The 15,184-nt window shown below is 32.2% G+C and carries 19 protein-coding genes; 14 read left to right on the top strand and 5 right to left on the bottom strand.

What is annotated here, in order from left to right; genetic code table 11:
* The first annotated feature begins 18 nt into the window (after positions 1-18).
* The 5 genes from OLM51_RS15660 to OLM51_RS15680 all read left to right on the top strand — a co-directional run bounded on the left by OLM51_RS15660 (position 19) and on the right by OLM51_RS15680 (position 3,120).
* A complete protein-coding gene (locus tag OLM51_RS15660; RefSeq protein ID WP_264551535.1) occupies positions 19-969 on the top strand; it encodes a D-2-hydroxyacid dehydrogenase in 951 nt (316 codons plus the stop codon).
* Positions 970-1,063: 94 nt separating this feature from the next.
* Positions 1,064-1,417 (top strand): hypothetical protein, encoded by a 354-nt coding sequence (locus tag OLM51_RS15665; protein WP_264551536.1) that lies wholly within the window; start codon positions 1,064-1,066, stop codon positions 1,415-1,417.
* A 177-nt stretch (positions 1,418-1,594) separates the two neighbouring features.
* A complete protein-coding gene (locus OLM51_RS15670) occupies positions 1,595-2,155 on the top strand; it encodes a hypothetical protein (RefSeq protein WP_264551537.1) in 561 nt (186 codons plus the stop codon).
* A gap of 198 nt (positions 2,156-2,353) precedes the next feature.
* The gene (locus OLM51_RS15675) at positions 2,354-2,785 is read left to right on the top strand and encodes a DUF6146 family protein (RefSeq protein WP_264551538.1); all 432 of its coding nucleotides are present in this window, start codon (positions 2,354-2,356) and stop codon (positions 2,783-2,785) included.
* A gap of 32 nt (positions 2,786-2,817) precedes the next feature.
* Positions 2,818-3,120: a DUF6787 family protein gene (locus OLM51_RS15680; protein WP_264551539.1), complete on the top strand. Its 303-nt coding sequence runs from the start codon at positions 2,818-2,820 to the stop codon at positions 3,118-3,120.
* On the opposite strand, the gene OLM51_RS15685 is transcribed toward OLM51_RS15680, so the two are convergent.
* On the bottom strand, positions 3,117-3,416 hold the full coding sequence (locus tag OLM51_RS15685; protein WP_264551540.1) for a hypothetical protein: 300 nt from the start codon (positions 3,414-3,416) through the stop codon (positions 3,117-3,119). The two genes, OLM51_RS15680 and OLM51_RS15685, sit on opposite strands and share 4 nt — an antisense overlap.
* Before the next feature lie 84 nt (positions 3,417-3,500).
* The gene (locus OLM51_RS15690) at positions 3,501-4,229 is read right to left on the bottom strand and encodes a phosphodiester glycosidase family protein (RefSeq protein ID WP_264551541.1); all 729 of its coding nucleotides are present in this window, start codon (positions 4,227-4,229) and stop codon (positions 3,501-3,503) included.
* A gap of 118 nt (positions 4,230-4,347) precedes the next feature.
* On the opposite strand from OLM51_RS15690, the gene OLM51_RS15695 reads away from it, so the two are divergent.
* Positions 4,348-5,046 (top strand): ABC transporter ATP-binding protein, encoded by a 699-nt coding sequence (locus tag OLM51_RS15695; protein WP_264551542.1) that lies wholly within the window; start codon positions 4,348-4,350, stop codon positions 5,044-5,046.
* Positions 5,027-5,791 carry a TIGR02757 family protein gene (locus OLM51_RS15700; RefSeq protein ID WP_264551543.1) on the top strand — a complete coding sequence of 255 codons (765 nt, stop codon included), beginning with the start codon at positions 5,027-5,029 and terminating at the stop codon, positions 5,789-5,791. The genes OLM51_RS15695 and OLM51_RS15700 overlap by 20 nt, the downstream gene beginning before the upstream one ends.
* A 16-nt stretch (positions 5,792-5,807) precedes the next feature.
* Here the strand turns inward: OLM51_RS15700 and OLM51_RS15705 are convergent, their stop codons facing one another.
* On the bottom strand, positions 5,808-6,425 hold the full coding sequence (locus OLM51_RS15705; protein WP_264551544.1) for a hypothetical protein: 618 nt from the start codon (positions 6,423-6,425) through the stop codon (positions 5,808-5,810).
* Positions 6,426-6,652: 227 nt separating this feature from the next.
* Here OLM51_RS15705 and OLM51_RS15710 point away from each other — a divergent pair, with 227 nt between their 5' ends.
* Positions 6,653-8,005: a DEAD/DEAH box helicase gene (locus OLM51_RS15710; protein WP_264551545.1), complete on the top strand. Its 1,353-nt coding sequence runs from the start codon at positions 6,653-6,655 to the stop codon at positions 8,003-8,005.
* A gap of 71 nt (positions 8,006-8,076) precedes the next feature.
* Here the strand turns inward: OLM51_RS15710 and OLM51_RS15715 are convergent, their stop codons facing one another.
* Entirely contained in the window at positions 8,077-8,562 is a 486-nt protein-coding gene (locus OLM51_RS15715) for a hypothetical protein (protein ID WP_264551546.1), read from the bottom strand.
* Positions 8,563-8,564: 2 nt separating this feature from the next.
* Complete coding sequence (locus tag OLM51_RS15720; RefSeq protein ID WP_264551547.1) at positions 8,565-9,677, bottom strand: lactonase family protein; 1,113 nt, start codon at positions 9,675-9,677, stop codon at positions 8,565-8,567.
* A 304-nt stretch (positions 9,678-9,981) separates the two neighbouring features.
* Between OLM51_RS15720 and OLM51_RS15725 the strand changes: the two genes are divergently transcribed.
* The 6 genes from OLM51_RS15725 to OLM51_RS15750 all read left to right on the top strand — a co-directional run bounded on the left by OLM51_RS15725 (position 9,982) and on the right by OLM51_RS15750 (position 15,164).
* Positions 9,982-11,910, top strand: a complete 1,929-nt coding sequence (locus tag OLM51_RS15725) for a vWA domain-containing protein (protein ID WP_264551548.1) — start codon at positions 9,982-9,984, stop codon at positions 11,908-11,910.
* Positions 11,911-11,977: 67 nt separating this feature from the next.
* Positions 11,978-13,228 carry a dihydroorotase gene (locus OLM51_RS15730; RefSeq protein WP_264551549.1) on the top strand — a complete coding sequence of 417 codons (1,251 nt, stop codon included), beginning with the start codon at positions 11,978-11,980 and terminating at the stop codon, positions 13,226-13,228.
* A 4-nt stretch (positions 13,229-13,232) separates the two neighbouring features.
* Complete coding sequence (locus OLM51_RS15735; protein ID WP_264551550.1) at positions 13,233-13,559, top strand: hypothetical protein; 327 nt, start codon at positions 13,233-13,235, stop codon at positions 13,557-13,559.
* 133 nt (positions 13,560-13,692) lie between these two features.
* Positions 13,693-14,337: an alpha/beta hydrolase gene (locus OLM51_RS15740; protein ID WP_264551551.1), complete on the top strand. Its 645-nt coding sequence runs from the start codon at positions 13,693-13,695 to the stop codon at positions 14,335-14,337.
* A gap of 158 nt (positions 14,338-14,495) precedes the next feature.
* Entirely contained in the window at positions 14,496-14,834 is a 339-nt protein-coding gene (locus OLM51_RS15745) for a type II toxin-antitoxin system RelE/ParE family toxin (protein ID WP_264551552.1), read from the top strand.
* Positions 14,835-14,849: 15 nt separating this feature from the next.
* Positions 14,850-15,164 carry a helix-turn-helix domain-containing protein gene (locus OLM51_RS15750; RefSeq protein ID WP_264551553.1) on the top strand — a complete coding sequence of 105 codons (315 nt, stop codon included), beginning with the start codon at positions 14,850-14,852 and terminating at the stop codon, positions 15,162-15,164.
* Positions 15,165-15,184: the final 20 nt, after the last annotated feature.

Below are 15,184 nucleotides of genomic sequence, written 5' to 3' on the forward strand. Positions count from 1 at the left end.
ATAAACAAAATATACACAATGAAAGTATTAGCAAATGACGGAATTTCTAAAAGTGGAATTCTTGCCTTAGAAAAAGGCGGATTTGAAGTTATAACTACAAAAGTAGCTCAGGAACAAGTAGCTAATTTTGTTAACGAAAATAACATAAGCGTAGTTTTAGTTCGTAGTGCAACTAAAGTTCGTAAAGACATTATCGACGCTTGTCCTGGTATTAAAATCATTGGTCGTGGTGGTGTTGGTATGGATAATATCGATGTTGATTATGCTAAAAGCAAAGGAATTCATGTAATCAATACTCCGGCTTCATCTTCAGAATCTGTTGCAGAATTAGTATTTGGACACTTATTTTCTGGTGTTCGTTTCTTACATGATTCAAACAGAAATATGCCTCTTGAAGGAGATTCAAACTTTGATGGTCTGAAAAAAGCGTATGCAAACGGAACAGAATTAAGAGGTAAAACTCTTGGAATTGTTGGTATCGGACGTATTGGACAAGCTACTGCAAAAATGGCGCTTGGTTTAGGTATGAAAGTTATTGCTGCTGATAGTTTTATTCCACAAGTAGATGTAAAAGTGGAGTTTTTTGACGGTCAGTCTATCACAACAACAATTGTTTCTCAGTCATTAGAATCATTGTTTAAAGAAGCTGATTTTATTACATTACACGTTCCTGCTCAGGATGGTTACATCATTGGAGAAAAAGAACTTGCTATCATGAAAGATGGTGTTGGAATCGTAAACTGCGCTCGTGGCGGTGTTATCGATGAAGTTGCTTTAGTAAAAGCTTTAGACTCAGGAAAAGTTGCTTTTGCTGGTTTAGATGTTTTCGAGAGCGAGCCAAAACCAGAAATGGCCATCTTAATGCACTCTAAAATTTCATTAACTCCACACATTGGAGCGGCGACTGGAGAAGCGCAAGACAGAATTGGAACAGAATTAGCTTCACAAATTATTACTTTGTTGAGCTAAGAAAAATAGATTAAATTTAATTAAAGGGATTTACTACGTACCTGTAGTAAATCCCTTTCTTTTTTTATATTTTCGCGAATACTTAAAGTATACTATGAATACAGACAAAAAAAGCTCTAAATACAAATGGATCATTCCTCTGATTCTATTGACAATTGCAATTCCTTTGTTCTGTACTTCGATCTTTGCTAATCTATTTTCTCTTATTATAGAAAAAGAATATTTTATCCCTGATCAATCTTCTATTTTTACTTTTAGTGAAACGGTTGGCAATGAGGGCTCAAGTGATGTGTGGAGATATGGAGAAGATTACAGTAACTATTATTTCAATTTGAGCACATTTGATAATGCTGTTTTGTTTTTTCCTAAAAAGAACATTCATAATTGTCCCGGATTTAATCCTGAAGATGTTACAACCTGGTGCAAAGTAAAAATGCCAAAATACTAAAACCTTAACATTGGCTTTAATTTAAGGTCATATAAATAAGGTTTTAGATAATTTCTTGAATTTGTCGAGCCGAGTAATTAAAAAATAGATTAACTTTATGGGTGTTTATTATAATTTTTGTAGTAAATACCTTTCCTTTTTCATTAATTTTGTTGTATAATTTAAAACTCTAAAATCATGTTTGAACAATTAACTCAATTAGTACAGCAATACGGAGGTGATGCTGTTGTAAACAACACTGCTATACCAAATGAACACAATGAAGCGGTTATCAACGAAACAAGTTCTTCGATATTTTCAGGATTGCAAAAAATCGCTTCAGAAGGCGGCGCAGAACAATTAGCAGGTTTGTTTAACGGATCCTCACCAATAGACAGTTCAAATCCTGTTGTACAACAAATTACACAACAACTAAGTGGAAGCCTGGGCGAGAAATTTGGTTTAAGTGGCGCTGCATCATCAGGTGTTGCTGCAAGCATGATTCCGCAAGTTTTAAATTCTTTAGTAAACAAAGCAAAAGATCCAAACGATGGTAGTTTTCAAATCTCTGATATCATTAGTTCAATAGCAGGAAACAGCGGACAAGCTTCAAACATAATGGACACGATCTCTAAATACGGAATGCAATTTGGCTTAGACCAAAATAATGACGGTAAAGTAGATCTTTCAGATGCTGCCGCCCTGACAAAAAGCGGTGGAATAGGTGGTTTACTTGGTAAATTGTTTGGAAAATCTTAAAAGCTCCTAAGCTTCTGAGGTACTGAGAGGCTAAGATATTATTTTAAAAAGCTGTTTGATTACAAACAGCTTTTTCATTTTTAAACCAAATCTTAGCAACTTAGAAGCTTAGTCCCTCAGAACCTTTTCCAACAAACTGTTAAATAGAAAACCCCTTTGCTTAATTATTCGTAAATTTATAATATAAAAGTAAATTTTATGAAAAAGTGTATTTCCATATTAGTCCTTTTACTTACGATAATTGCATGTTCTACAGCTTCAAAAAATGTTGCCAGTACAGATACTGTAAAAAAAACAGCAAATGATACCGTTAGAATCGCCAATGATTCTTTAGAATATGAAGTAATAATAATTGATAATGGCTTTAGCAATTGGCTGCAAACGAGAGCTTATCCCAGAAATTATCATTCTCTTTCGTATTTAGAAAACAAAAACCGTTTCTACGTAACAGAATGGAATATTCGTGTATCACAGCCACAACGTTACAATCCAAACTTATACGAAATGTCTATAGATTACAGACCAGAGATTCATTATGGATACGAAGTAAATTATCTTATTTACAATTATATGATTTATTTTCAAAATACTTACAAACAAAAGCTTTGGGGTTATGTTCCGTCCAGATAATGTTACTATATTTGTAATCATTACAAATAGCAATGAATAGATTAAAGAAACGTTGGGGAATTACCTCAAATTTACAAGCCATTATTATACTTATCGTTTTTGCCATCACCGGATCGGCATCTGCGTGGTTGTCTAAACCTTTTTGTGTTTGGATTGGTATTACCAAAGAAGATTTTGGTGGCTGGTTTACTTTAATTCGCTTAATAATAATCTTCCCTATTTATCAGGTTTTACTGGTTGCAATTGGTGCCATTTTTGGACAATTTCGCTTCTTTTGGAATTTCGAAAAGAAAATGCTGAAAAATATGGGGCTAGGTTTTTTATTTAAAGATTAAATTTTTCCTTCTTCTTCTTTTTGAAAATAATATGTGTAAATCCACGTGAGCGTAAATGACGGAATTACATCTGTAAAAGGAATAATTTCTTCTAAGAAAGTCAAAACACTGGCTACTTTACCCACCCTTCCCTTATACATTCTTGTCATTATAAAAGCGGCAATTGGAGCCCAGATAACATCTGAAAATTCACCAATCAATGGAATACTGAACGAAATCATACCTATTCCGTCCAAAAGTAAGCCTATCAATAATTTTGACATTCTATTATCTTCTACAACCTTTAAGTCCTGCATTTTAAGTCGTTTTTGAGTTAATTAAAATTAAAAATAATTCATGAGAAGTATTTTATTTCAATCTTAAATTTAATTTCAAAATTTCTATTTTAATTTGTTTTTTCTTGTTACTGCAAATAACGCACCAAAATCTCCATCTGTCTGAATCCAATTTTGAGACGGAAGATACGCACGCGATACAAACCCATCAAGATAGAGTGCATTTTTACATCCTAAACTTTTAAAATAATTAGCAAAATCATAGAAATTAACATCTTTCTTAGACAACACAAAAACCACCTCACCATTGGGCAAAATACCTACTCCATTCCTAATATTTAGATTTTTTGAGCCTTCTTTAAAACTTGAATGAATTTCATCATCAATCACCAACATTGGTCCGGATTGTGTAGCAAATATTATTTCTTTATTATTTCTAAACTTTTCTGTGATGCAAATTGCTGCTGCTTTTTTAGTCGTAATAAAAAATACACCATTAGGTTTTAAATAAAAATTTCCTTCTGCATTTGCAGTATCTAAAGAAACTAATTGTTTCTGATTTTCAATATATAGCCCCTGAGGAGAATGATCTGCTTTGTACATTCCAGCATTCATCGCAAAATCTAATGTAAGATTCTTTTTTGCAGTCCAAAGTTTGAGATTCTCTATACTGCCAAAACGCTTACCTTTTTCGTCTTTCCAAAATAATTGCAAATTCTGCCTTTTAACATCGACCTTATAAGTCAGAAATAGATCTTCCGAATATTCTTTGGTACTTACCAAAACTATAGAAAGCCCCGCTATGAATATGAATAGAAATAATTTTAATTTCATTTTTCAATATTGTTTCATTACAAGGTAAAGATAAACGCAAATTACTTCATAAAATTCTGTTACAACCCATTTTTATATCGCTAGATTCTTTGTTTCTTTGTAGAAATGGTTTCTAAAAATGATACACGCAAAAAATATACATAAATTCTACGATCAGCTTGAAGTTTTAAAAGGAGTTGATTTACATATTAAAAAAGGAGAAATAGTTTCTATTGTGGGTGCATCGGGAGCCGGAAAAACCACTTTGTTACATATTTTAGGCACATTGGATAAACCTTCAAAATTAAACTCAGAGACATCTTTGACTATTAATGGCGAAAATATCTTAGGTTTAAACGATAAAGCTTTATCAAAATTCAGAAACCTGAATTTAGGATTTATTTTTCAGTTTCATCAGCTTTTACCTGAGTTTACAGCTCTTGAGAATGTTTGTATTCCTGCTTATATTGCCGGTAAAAAACCAGCCGAAACAGAAGCTGAAGCTAAAAAACTATTAACTTTCCTGGGATTATCTCATCGCATAGATCACAAACCAAACGAACTTTCTGGTGGAGAACAACAGCGTGTTGCCGTGGCCCGCGCCCTAATCAATAAACCTGATGTAATTTTTGCAGATGAACCTTCAGGAAACTTAGACACTCACTCTGCAGAAAACCTGCATCAGTTATTTTTTCAGCTTAGAGATGAGTTTGGACAAACATTTGTCATTGTAACCCACAACGAAGAATTGGCCAATATGGCTGACCGAAAATTAGTTATGGTTGATGGTTTAATTAGTAATTTAGAAACGGTTATACATGACTCAAATAGAACTTAAAGAATTTCTGGACGAAAAAGTCATTCAATATAACAATCAGGATTTTATAGAAAGTGATCCGGTACAAATTCCGCATTTATTTTCGCAGAAAGAAGATATCGAAATTGCCGGCTTTTTAAGCGCTACGATTGCCTGGGGAAATCGCAAAATGATCATCAAAAATTCACATCAAATGATGGAATTGATGGGTAATACACCGTATGATTTTGTGATGTCACACTCTGAAGATGATTTGGCTCATCTTGAAACTTTTGTTCACAGAACATTCAACGGAAAAGATCTTGGCGGATTTATAAAAGGTTTACAGCACATTTACAAAAACCATAACGGACTAGAAGCTGTGTTTGCCAAAAATCAGGAAAAAGACAGTCTGCAGAAAAGCATCAGCGAATTCAAAAAAATATTTTTCGAAATTGATCATTTACCACGAACTCAAAAACATATTTCAGATCCTTTAAATAACTCTGCTGCCAAAAGAATCAACATGTATTTGCGATGGATGGTTCGTCAGGACACCAAAGGAGTCGATTTAGGAATCTGGAAAAGTATTTCACCTTCGGCATTATCTTGTCCTCTGGATGTTCATTCCGGGAATGTAGCACGCAAACTTGGCATTCTTTCGCGAAAGCAAAATGACGCTAAAGCTTTATTGGAATTAGACACCAAATTAAGAGAAATGAACGCTCAGGATCCTGTAAAATACGATTTTGCACTTTTTGGATTAGGAGTTTTTGAAGGGTTTTAAATTTTTAAACAGCTAATTATTTCAATTGTTCCAGATGCAAATAGTCCCACTCGGAAAAAATATTTTTCCCTGAATCAGCTTCCCATCCCTCTGATCTATAAAATTCATTTATTAAATCGTAATCAATTAATAGAAATTCTTCTCCCAATTTTGAGTTTTTAAGCAATTCTATGCTTGAACCAGAAACACCAAAATTGTCTGCCACGTAGTTGGATTTTATAGTTCGCAAATTGTTTTCAATAACAACTTCATCACGGTACTCTTCAATATAAGACAATTCCAATTGCCCATTTTTAAATTTAGCTAATCGACCTTCATCACTAGTAGATTGGTAGTAGGTTAACAAAATCTCAGTATTCAGATTTTTAGAAATCTGTTTTAAAATTTCATCAAAAAAGTATAAACCAAACTGAAAATCAAACTCAATTTCGACCCAGTCTTTGCTTAGATTTTTGGATACTACTATGGTTAGATTGTCACCATCAAAAGAATTTTCTTCGTGCGGTACATTATAAAACCATGGTTTTCTGGTATCAAACCATATTTCTCTGCCAATAGGCAAATATTTCTTTAACTCTGTTACTACAATTTGAATATCATTACATTTAATATTGGTCTGCGAATATGTTGACATCTTACTTTAATCTGTTAGCAGTTTTTTTTCTTACTTTTTTCAAAAATATTAAAAATTTTAGCCATATAATTTTTATACATCAGATACTTTTAAACATAATTAAACACGAATAAAACACTTTTTAAAACTGAAAATCAAACAATTATACAAACAAAACTTTAGATGATTCGAAAAATCTTGCGCTCTAACCATGAATTTACCGTACATTTGCACAAAATTTAATGCAAATGAGCACTTTCGAAAAATTCAATCTTCCAAAATCTTTACAAAAAGCAGTCGACGAATTAGGTTTTGTTACTCCTACTCCTATTCAGGAAAAATCCTTTTCAGTGATTATGTCTGGACGAGATATGATGGGAATTGCGCAAACCGGTACCGGAAAAACATTTGCTTACCTACTGCCTCTTTTAAAATTATACAAATTTACAAATACCAATACGCCAAAAATTGTAGTACTTGTTCCAACCCGTGAATTGGTAGTTCAGGTTGTTGAAGAAGTAGAAAAACTAACAAAATTCATGTCGGTTAAAACACTTGGTATTTATGGTGGCGTAAACATCAATACACAAAAAAAAGCTGTTTATGAAGGCGTTGATATTTTAGTTGGAACTCCGGGACGAACAATGGATTTGGCACTTGATGCCGTAGTTCGTTTTGATGATACTCAGAAACTAGTTATTGATGAGTTTGATGAAATGCTTAATCTTGGTTTCCGCACACAATTGACCGCTCTTTTGGCAATGATGAAAACCAAACGTCAAAATATTTTATTCTCAGCAACAATGACAGATGAAGTTGATGCTGTATTGAATGACTTTTTTGATTTCCCGGAAGAAGTTACACTTGCCGCTTCTGGAACTCCGCTAGAAAAAATCACACAGATCACGTATAATGTTCCGAACTTTAATACTAAAGTAAATCTTCTGAAACATTTATTACAAACCGACGAAAGCATGAGTCGTGTTTTGGTTTTTGTTAATAATAAAAAGATTTCTGATATGCTGTATACCAGAATCGAAGAAGATTTTGAAGGTCAGTTTGGAGTAATTCACTCTAACAAATCTCAGAATTACCGTTTGAGCACGATGGCAGAATTTCAGGAAGGAAATCTTCGCGGATTAATCACAACTGATATTATGGCGAGAGGTTTGGATATTTCTGATATTACACACGTTATCAACTTCGAACTTCCGGAAGAACCTGAATTGTATATGCACAGAATTGGTCGTACCGGTCGTGCTGATGCTACAGGAACGGCAATTAGTTTTGTTACGCCAAGAGAAGAGGAATTTAAAATTGAAACGGAACTTTTAATGAATCAGGAACTTGAAATTACTGATTTCCCTGAAGAAGTTGAAGTTTCATTAAAACTAATTGAACCTGAAAAAGACAGACAGCCAATTAAGTTCTTGATGAAAAAAGTAAAACTTGAAGGTGATGGTGCATTTCATGAAAAATCTAAAAAGAACAAGAAAGTCAACTTAGGAGGCCCTTCTAAAACAAAAAAGAAAACTCATGGTTCTGTCAATCGAAATATGCTAAAAACGAGAGACAAGAAGAGAAAAGATAAGGATAAGTAAAAAAATTAAATTACAAAACTTAAAAATTCCAAATTCCAAAATGTTACTGCATTTGGAATTTGGATTTTTTTTTATAATCTATGAATCAAAACGCCTATAATTATTAATGTCAAAATACTTGACCATAAATTGATTCTTTTATATTTATATATATTTAAATATTGTTTGACCGTATTTTTATTTAAAAAGACTATTATAGAAATTATAATCAGAACTACTATTACAATGCCTATCGCTTTACTGATACTAATATGATCATACACCCAATAATTATACATTTCATTACTTAACAAATAGTATAACGACAAAAAAAGAAATGTTTGAGAAAAAATCCATCCTGAAAAATTTTTAAACAAAAGGCCAAATCCTCCAATTAGCAATAAAAAATATCGAAAAGCATCAAACATAAAAACTCTTCTCGTTGCAAATAAATAGTCTAGCTCCCAAAAACTTTTCCAGTGTGCTATTAAAACATATAAATCGCTAAAAATAAAAAAAGAAGCTATTACTATTAAAAATACCCCTACGATTTTAACAATCACATTTGATTTATCCATAATTAAATTTTCGTAAATACCAACCCAACCGGCGAACACAATTCAATTCGTTTTCCAGTATCCGTAAGCTTTCCGGAAGTTTTGTCTCTTTTAAAAATAACGATATCATTAGTATATTGATGCCCTACTAGAAGGTAATTTCCTGTTGGATCAATTACAAAATCTCTTGGGCCTTTTCCTAAAGTACTTTGTTGTTCTACCAATTCTAAACTTCCGTTTTTCAAAATTTTATAAACCGAAATTGCATTGGCGTCTACACGGTCAGTTAAATATAAAAATTGTCCGTCAGGCGAAATTTTTATTGCTGCAGCACCAGTTCCACCAGTAAATCCTTTTGGAAGAATGCTTGTTTCTCCAACTATTTTTAGATTTCCAGTTTTATCATAACTTAAAGTTGTCAACGAGCCATCCAGTTCCTGAACTAAGTAAACAAATTTACCATCTTTACTAAAAGTCAGATGTCTTGGACCGCTTCCTGGTTTAACATCCACACTTCCTTTTAAAGTCAGGATTTCATTTTTAGAACTCGGATTGTATTTATAAATAAAGACTTTATCAAGACCTAAATCATTTGACAAAACAAACTTTTTATCCGGAGAAAAAACAACCATATGTACATGTGCTTTTTCCTGACGCGCCGCATTAGGCCCTTTTCCTTCATGCTGAATCAATTGTTGCACTTCAGAAATACTTCCGTCAGTCTTCTTTTTATAAACCACTATATTTCCACCGGAATAATTGGCAACGATAACATTTTTAACATCATTAATTAAATGACAAGGATCTGCTCCCAAAGCATCATTTTTATTCAAAAAAGTAAGCTTTCCGCTTGCAGAATCGTATCCAAAAGCACTTACAGTACTTTGTGAGCCGTTTTCATTTACAGCATAAATAAATTTATTATCCCCGGAAACCGACAAATAGCTTGGACTTATTACATTTTCAGAAGAGTTTTTCATTTTAAATTCTCCCGTTGACGCATCAAATTCATAAACATAAATTCCATTGCTTTGACAGGTATTAGTATAGGTACCAACTAATAAATTAAATTTAGTTTGAGATTGTAAATTTGTGATTGCAAAAGCTGCAAAAAGCAGCATATATAATCTTTTCATAGTTTCTTTTAATTTTTTTACAACTGCTAAAATACGTATTAATATCTTTTTGAAAGCCCATCTTTATTACAAAAGAAATCACAAAAGTTATATTTTTCATACTTTTTTTAACTCTGCAACTTATATAAGCTCATTTAAAGTTTTTCTATTCGTATTTCTTCACAGGCATTAACTTAGTTTACTTTCTTATAAAGATTTACTTATAATCTCTTACCTGAACTTATATGGTTTAAATAATTTAATTTGTATTTTTGACCAATATCTTCGCGAAAAATAAAACGTAGTGAAGTAAATCGAAGCCAGAATGCATTTTAAACATCCCGAAATTCTATACTTTCTGTTTTTGTTGATTGTTCCAATTTTGGTTCATTTATTTCAATTACGACGTTTTAAAACTTCCTACTTTACTAATGTTCGCTTCTTAAAAGAACTTGCTGTTCAGACTCGTAAAAGTTCTAAAATCAAAAAACGTTTACTACTGGCAACCCGACTATTATTGCTGATCTGTGCAATTTTAGCATTTGCACAACCTTTTTTTGAAGCAAAAGACAGTAAAAATGCATCCAACGAAATGTATATCATACTGGACAATTCATTTAGTATGCAGGCAAAAGGCAAAAAAGGGGAATTATTAAAACGTGCCGTTCAGGAATTACTGGAAAACACTCCCGAAAATGCCCAGTTTTCATTATTAACAAACACAGAAAATTACTGGAACACCGATATTAAATCTTCTAAAAGTTCCCTTCAAAACCTAAAATACAGCGCAACTCCATTTGAGCTTTCATCCATTTTAGCAAAAGTAAAAGCACACAAATCTGCTCATAAAAAAGACATTGTAATTATAACAGACGTGGTTGGTCTGACTGAAAAAGATATCAAAAATATTGATGGAGAAGAAAAACCCTATTTTATAATTCCTGAAGCCGAACAAAAAAATAATGTTTCAATTGATAGTGTTTATATCAATCAGACTTTAGAGAATTTTTATGAAATAAGTGTTAGTTTATCAGCTTATGGAGAAGATTTCAAACCAGTTTCGACTGCTTTATACAATCAGAATAAATTAATTGCCAAAACGATTATTAATTTTGATGCAAAGAAAAAGAAAATCAACTTTACGATTCCAAAAGAAGCTTTTCATGGCTATGTTTCTATTGAAGACAATGGTTTAACTTATGACAATAAATTATTTTTCAGCATTTCTAAAGCAAAAAAAACAAACGTAATCAGTATTGGAGAACCCGAGAAAAGCAATTTCTTATCCAGAATCTATACTTCGGCAGAGTTTAATTACAATAATTATTCTATCGGTTCTTTAGATTATAACAGTCTGGAAAAACAAAACACAATAATTCTAAATGAATTAGTTGAGATTCCTCAGGCATTGCAAACTACTCTGAAAGCTTTTGTCTCAAAAGGCGGAAATCTGGTAGTAATTCCTTCTGAGAAAACTGTTGTTACTAACTTAAATACCTTTTTAGGAAATCTTGGGAAGATCCAGTTCAATAATCTAAAAACAGAAAGTAAACTCATCACTAAAATCAACTTTGATCATCCTTTATTCTCAGGCGTTTTTGAAAATAAAATAACCAATTTTCAATACCCAAAAACCAATTCTTCTTTTGATATATCAAGTCCTTATCCGGCCGTTTTGTCTTATGAAGATCAAAGCGCTTTTGTAACTGCCGTTCAGAGTCAGGTTTCGGGAATTGTTGTATTTTCTGCTCCGATAAATGCTGTAAATTCAAACTTTCAGCAATCCCCATTAATCGTTCCTTTATTTTATAAAATAGCACAGAACAATCAAAAAACAGGAGTAAACGCTTTAACAATTGGCAATAATCAGCCTTATTTTGTTGATGCTTTATTAACAAAAGATGCAATTTTGGAAGTAAGAGGAAATGAAGATTCGTTCATTCCGATTCAGCAGGTACTAAACAATAAGGTAAAACTAACATTCAATGATTTCCCTGAAACTGCAGGCAATTACAGTATTTTTGACAAAAAAGAATGGATAGAAAATTTAAGCTTTAATTACAAAAGAACCGAAAGCGATTTAAGTCAGGTAAATACTAATGTAGTTTCTGATTTTAAAACTGCCGATACCATTTCGACTATTTTTAACACCTTACAAACTGAGCGAACAGACAGTCAGATTTGGAAATGGTTTGTTATCTTTGCACTGTTATTTTTAGCATTAGAAATGGCAATTATAAAATTTGTGAAATAATTTTAACGATAATCTAAAGCGTTTTACTTTTTACAAAAATCATTTTACGACAAAAAAATCTCTACATATGAAAATAATCATCAAAAGCGCCAAAATTATCGACTCCAAAAGTCCGTTTCATAACCAGACCGTTGATCTTTTAATTGCAGATGGTTTAATAGAAAAAATAGGCGTTTCGCTACCAAACGATGATGCAGAAATTGTAAGATTTGATAATCTTCATATTTCTCAGGGCTGGTTTGACAGTAGTGTTTCTCTAGGAGAACCAGGTTACGAAGACCGGGAAACCATTGCAAATGGACTAAACGTTGCGGCAAAAAGCGGTTTTACCGCAATTGCTCTTCAGCCAAACTCCTTCCCTGTTATAGACAATCAGGCTCAGGTAAATTTTGTAAAAAACAAAGCAAATGGTTTTGCTACAGAAATTTCCCCAATTGGAGCATTGACAAAAGCCAGCGAAGGAAAAGATATGGCAGAATTATTCGACATGAAAAATGCCGGAGCAGTAGCCTTTGGAGATTATAACAGAAGTATTGATAATGCCAATTTGCTAAAAATTGCCTTGCAATATGTACAGGATTTTGACGGTTTAGTAATTACCTATTCGCAGGATCCAAACATCAAAGGAAACGGAGTTGCTAATGAAGGAATTGTTTCTACAAGATTAGGTTTAAAAGGTATACCAAATTTAGCGGAAGAACTTCAAATTTCAAGAAACTTGTTTTTATTAGAATATACCGGAGGAAAACTTCATATCCCAACAATTTCTACAGCAAAATCTGTTCAGTTAATCAGAAAAGCTAAAGCAAAAGGATTAAACGTAACTACAAGTGCTTCTGTACATCATCTGGTTTTAACAGATGAAAAACTAGACGGCTTTGATACTCGTTTTAAAGTAACACCGCCATTACGCACAGAAGTTGACAGACAGGCTCTACTAAACGGAATTGCCGATGGAACTATTGACATGATTACCTCAGACCATAATCCGATTGATATTGAATTCAAAAAAATGGAATTTGATACCGCTAAAAATGGAACTATTGGGTTAGAAAGTGCTTTTGGAGCTTTGTTAACAGTTTTACCACTAGAAACTGTAGTTACTAAGCTTACTTCTGGTAAAACGGTTTTTGGCCTGGAAAGCAACACAATCGAAGAAGGTGCTAAAGCAAACTTTACATTCTTTACTCCTGAAGGGAAATCGACTTTTACAAAAGAAAACATTCTTTCAAAATCTAAAAATTCTGCTTTTTTAGGAACTGAAATAAAAGGTTCAGTGTACGGAATTTTAAATCAAAATCAACTTGTTACAAAATAATAAAATGAATAATACAATCGAAGAGGGCAAATCAATCGCCATTACCAGCTACATCCTAATTATTGGTGTTTTGATTGCTATGAGCATGAATTCTGAAAACAAAAACAGTTTTGCTTCTTTCCATATCCGTCAGGCTTTAGGTTTGTCTTTAACTTTTATTTCTTTCGGAGCCATTATAAGTAATTTCGACAGTTTCTTTATCACTTTCCCAATGTGGATCTGTATCTCTATTTTATGGGTTTACGGAATTTTTAGTGCCATTCAGGGACAAACAAGACCTTTACCTTTGGTAGGAGAGCTTTTTCAAAAATGGTTTAAAAGCATTGGTTAATTAAAATCCCAATCCCGAAGCTTCGGGATAAATTCCAAATTCCAAATTCCAAACTTAAAAACTCTGATAAAGCTGAAAACTGAGACTGAGACTCTCATTTCACAATTCACAACTTACAATTCACAATTAAAAAATGAATCTATCTTTAGAATATAAAATACAAGAACCAAAAGTTATTTTAGACAAAAATCCGTTGTTGCTTTTATTACACGGATACGGAAGCAATGAAGCTGACTTATTCTCTTTTGCTACTGAACTTCCTGATAATTATTATATAATTTCTGCCAGAGCACCTTATGATTTACAATACGGAGCTTATGCCTGGTACGCGATTAACTTTGACGCTGACCAAAACAAATTTTCAGATAATGAGCAAGCAAAAACTTCCCGTGATGCAATTGCTGATTTTATTGATGAATTAGTTGCTAAATACCCAATCGATGCTAATAATGTAACGTTAATTGGTTTTAGCCAGGGATCTATTTTAAGTTATTCTGTTGCCCTTTCTTATCCTGAAAAAGTACAGCGAGTAGTAGCAATGAGCGGTTACTTTAATGACGAAATCATTAAGGAAGGCTTTGTAAATAATGACTTTAAAAACTTAAAAATATTTGCTTCGCACGGAACTGTCGATCAGGTTATTCCAATTGAATGGGCAAGAAAAACTCCGGCAATTTTAGAAAAATTAAGCATTCCGGCTACTTACAAAGAATATCCTGTAGGTCACGGTGTTGCACCACAAAATTTCTTTGATTTTAAGAATTGGTTGGCTTTGTAAAAAAAAAGAAAAATATTACAATTTTTAATCTTTTTCTTTTTTTATATTGTATTTTAGTTCGATAACCTAAAATTGGTTTATTAGAACGATTAAAATAATTTAAATACCCAAAAGTTTCCTTACAAAGAAACTTTTGGGTATTTTTGTAATATGAAAGAATGGATAAAATTTTTGATATTTTATTTTTAGAAGAAGCCTTTATTTTTCTAAAAGAATTAAAGCCGAAACATTCCGCAAAAATAATTTATAACATTAGAAAATCACAAACCAAAAATGATCCTGAACTTTTTAAAAAATTAACTGATGAGATTTGGGAATTTCGAACTTTATATCAGGGAAATCAATATCGGTTATTAGCATTTTGGGATAAAACAAATTCAAAAAACACGCTTGTTGTTTCAACTCATGGATTTATAAAAAAACAAAGTAAAGTTCCTCAAAATGAAATTTTAAGAGCAAACAAAATCAGATTCAATTATTTTAAAGAAAAAGATTAAAACAACTTTACACAAATGAAAACATATACTTTAGATCAAGTAACTGATGAAATTGTCGGTAAAATTGGAACTCCAAACAGAAATCAATTTGAATATGATTTACAAATGGATTTAATTGGAAATGCAATCAAACAAACTCGAAAAGAACGTAATTTAACTCAGGAAGAACTAGGAAAACTTATTGGTGTTCAAAAAGCACAAATATCTAAACTTGAAAAAAATGCTGGAAATGTAACACTAGAAACAATAATAAAAGTTTTTACAGCTCTAAAAGCCACCGTTAAATTTCAAATAGAACTAACAGACTTAAGAATAAGCTTAAACAAATAAACTTAATTCTATTTTAAACT

The sequence above is a fragment of the Flavobacterium sp. N2038 genome (assembly GCF_025947185.1).
Classification (GTDB): domain Bacteria; phylum Bacteroidota; class Bacteroidia; order Flavobacteriales; family Flavobacteriaceae; genus Flavobacterium.

What these genes read in the sequence shown, in the direction of transcription:
- OLM51_RS15690 (WP_264551541.1), bottom strand. Translation starts at nt 4,229, where the DNA reads ATGAAATTAAAATTATTTCTATTCATATTCATAGCGGGGCTTTCTATA.
- OLM51_RS15750 (WP_264551553.1), top strand. Translation starts at nt 14,850, where the DNA reads ATGAAAACATATACTTTAGATCAAGTAACTGATGAAATTGTCGGTAAA.
- OLM51_RS15665 (WP_264551536.1), top strand. Translation starts at nt 1,064, where the DNA reads ATGAATACAGACAAAAAAAGCTCTAAATACAAATGGATCATTCCTCTG.
- OLM51_RS15715 (WP_264551546.1), bottom strand. Translation starts at nt 8,562, where the DNA reads ATGGATAAATCAAATGTGATTGTTAAAATCGTAGGGGTATTTTTAATA.
- OLM51_RS15705 (WP_264551544.1), bottom strand. Translation starts at nt 6,425, where the DNA reads ATGTCAACATATTCGCAGACCAATATTAAATGTAATGATATTCAAATT.
- OLM51_RS15745 (WP_264551552.1), top strand. Translation starts at nt 14,496, where the DNA reads ATGGATAAAATTTTTGATATTTTATTTTTAGAAGAAGCCTTTATTTTT.
- OLM51_RS15735 (WP_264551550.1), top strand. Translation starts at nt 13,233, where the DNA reads ATGAATAATACAATCGAAGAGGGCAAATCAATCGCCATTACCAGCTAC.
- OLM51_RS15685 (WP_264551540.1), bottom strand. Translation starts at nt 3,416, where the DNA reads ATGCAGGACTTAAAGGTTGTAGAAGATAATAGAATGTCAAAATTATTG.
- OLM51_RS15695 (WP_264551542.1), top strand. Translation starts at nt 4,348, where the DNA reads ATGATACACGCAAAAAATATACATAAATTCTACGATCAGCTTGAAGTT.
- OLM51_RS15670 (WP_264551537.1), top strand. Translation starts at nt 1,595, where the DNA reads ATGTTTGAACAATTAACTCAATTAGTACAGCAATACGGAGGTGATGCT.
- OLM51_RS15710 (WP_264551545.1), top strand. Translation starts at nt 6,653, where the DNA reads ATGAGCACTTTCGAAAAATTCAATCTTCCAAAATCTTTACAAAAAGCA.
- OLM51_RS15700 (WP_264551543.1), top strand. Translation starts at nt 5,027, where the DNA reads ATGACTCAAATAGAACTTAAAGAATTTCTGGACGAAAAAGTCATTCAA.
- OLM51_RS15720 (WP_264551547.1), bottom strand. Translation starts at nt 9,677, where the DNA reads ATGAAAAGATTATATATGCTGCTTTTTGCAGCTTTTGCAATCACAAAT.
- OLM51_RS15725 (WP_264551548.1), top strand. Translation starts at nt 9,982, where the DNA reads ATGCATTTTAAACATCCCGAAATTCTATACTTTCTGTTTTTGTTGATT.
- OLM51_RS15740 (WP_264551551.1), top strand. Translation starts at nt 13,693, where the DNA reads ATGAATCTATCTTTAGAATATAAAATACAAGAACCAAAAGTTATTTTA.
- OLM51_RS15680 (WP_264551539.1), top strand. Translation starts at nt 2,818, where the DNA reads ATGAATAGATTAAAGAAACGTTGGGGAATTACCTCAAATTTACAAGCC.
- OLM51_RS15660 (WP_264551535.1), top strand. Translation starts at nt 19, where the DNA reads ATGAAAGTATTAGCAAATGACGGAATTTCTAAAAGTGGAATTCTTGCC.
- OLM51_RS15730 (WP_264551549.1), top strand. Translation starts at nt 11,978, where the DNA reads ATGAAAATAATCATCAAAAGCGCCAAAATTATCGACTCCAAAAGTCCG.
- OLM51_RS15675 (WP_264551538.1), top strand. Translation starts at nt 2,354, where the DNA reads ATGAAAAAGTGTATTTCCATATTAGTCCTTTTACTTACGATAATTGCA.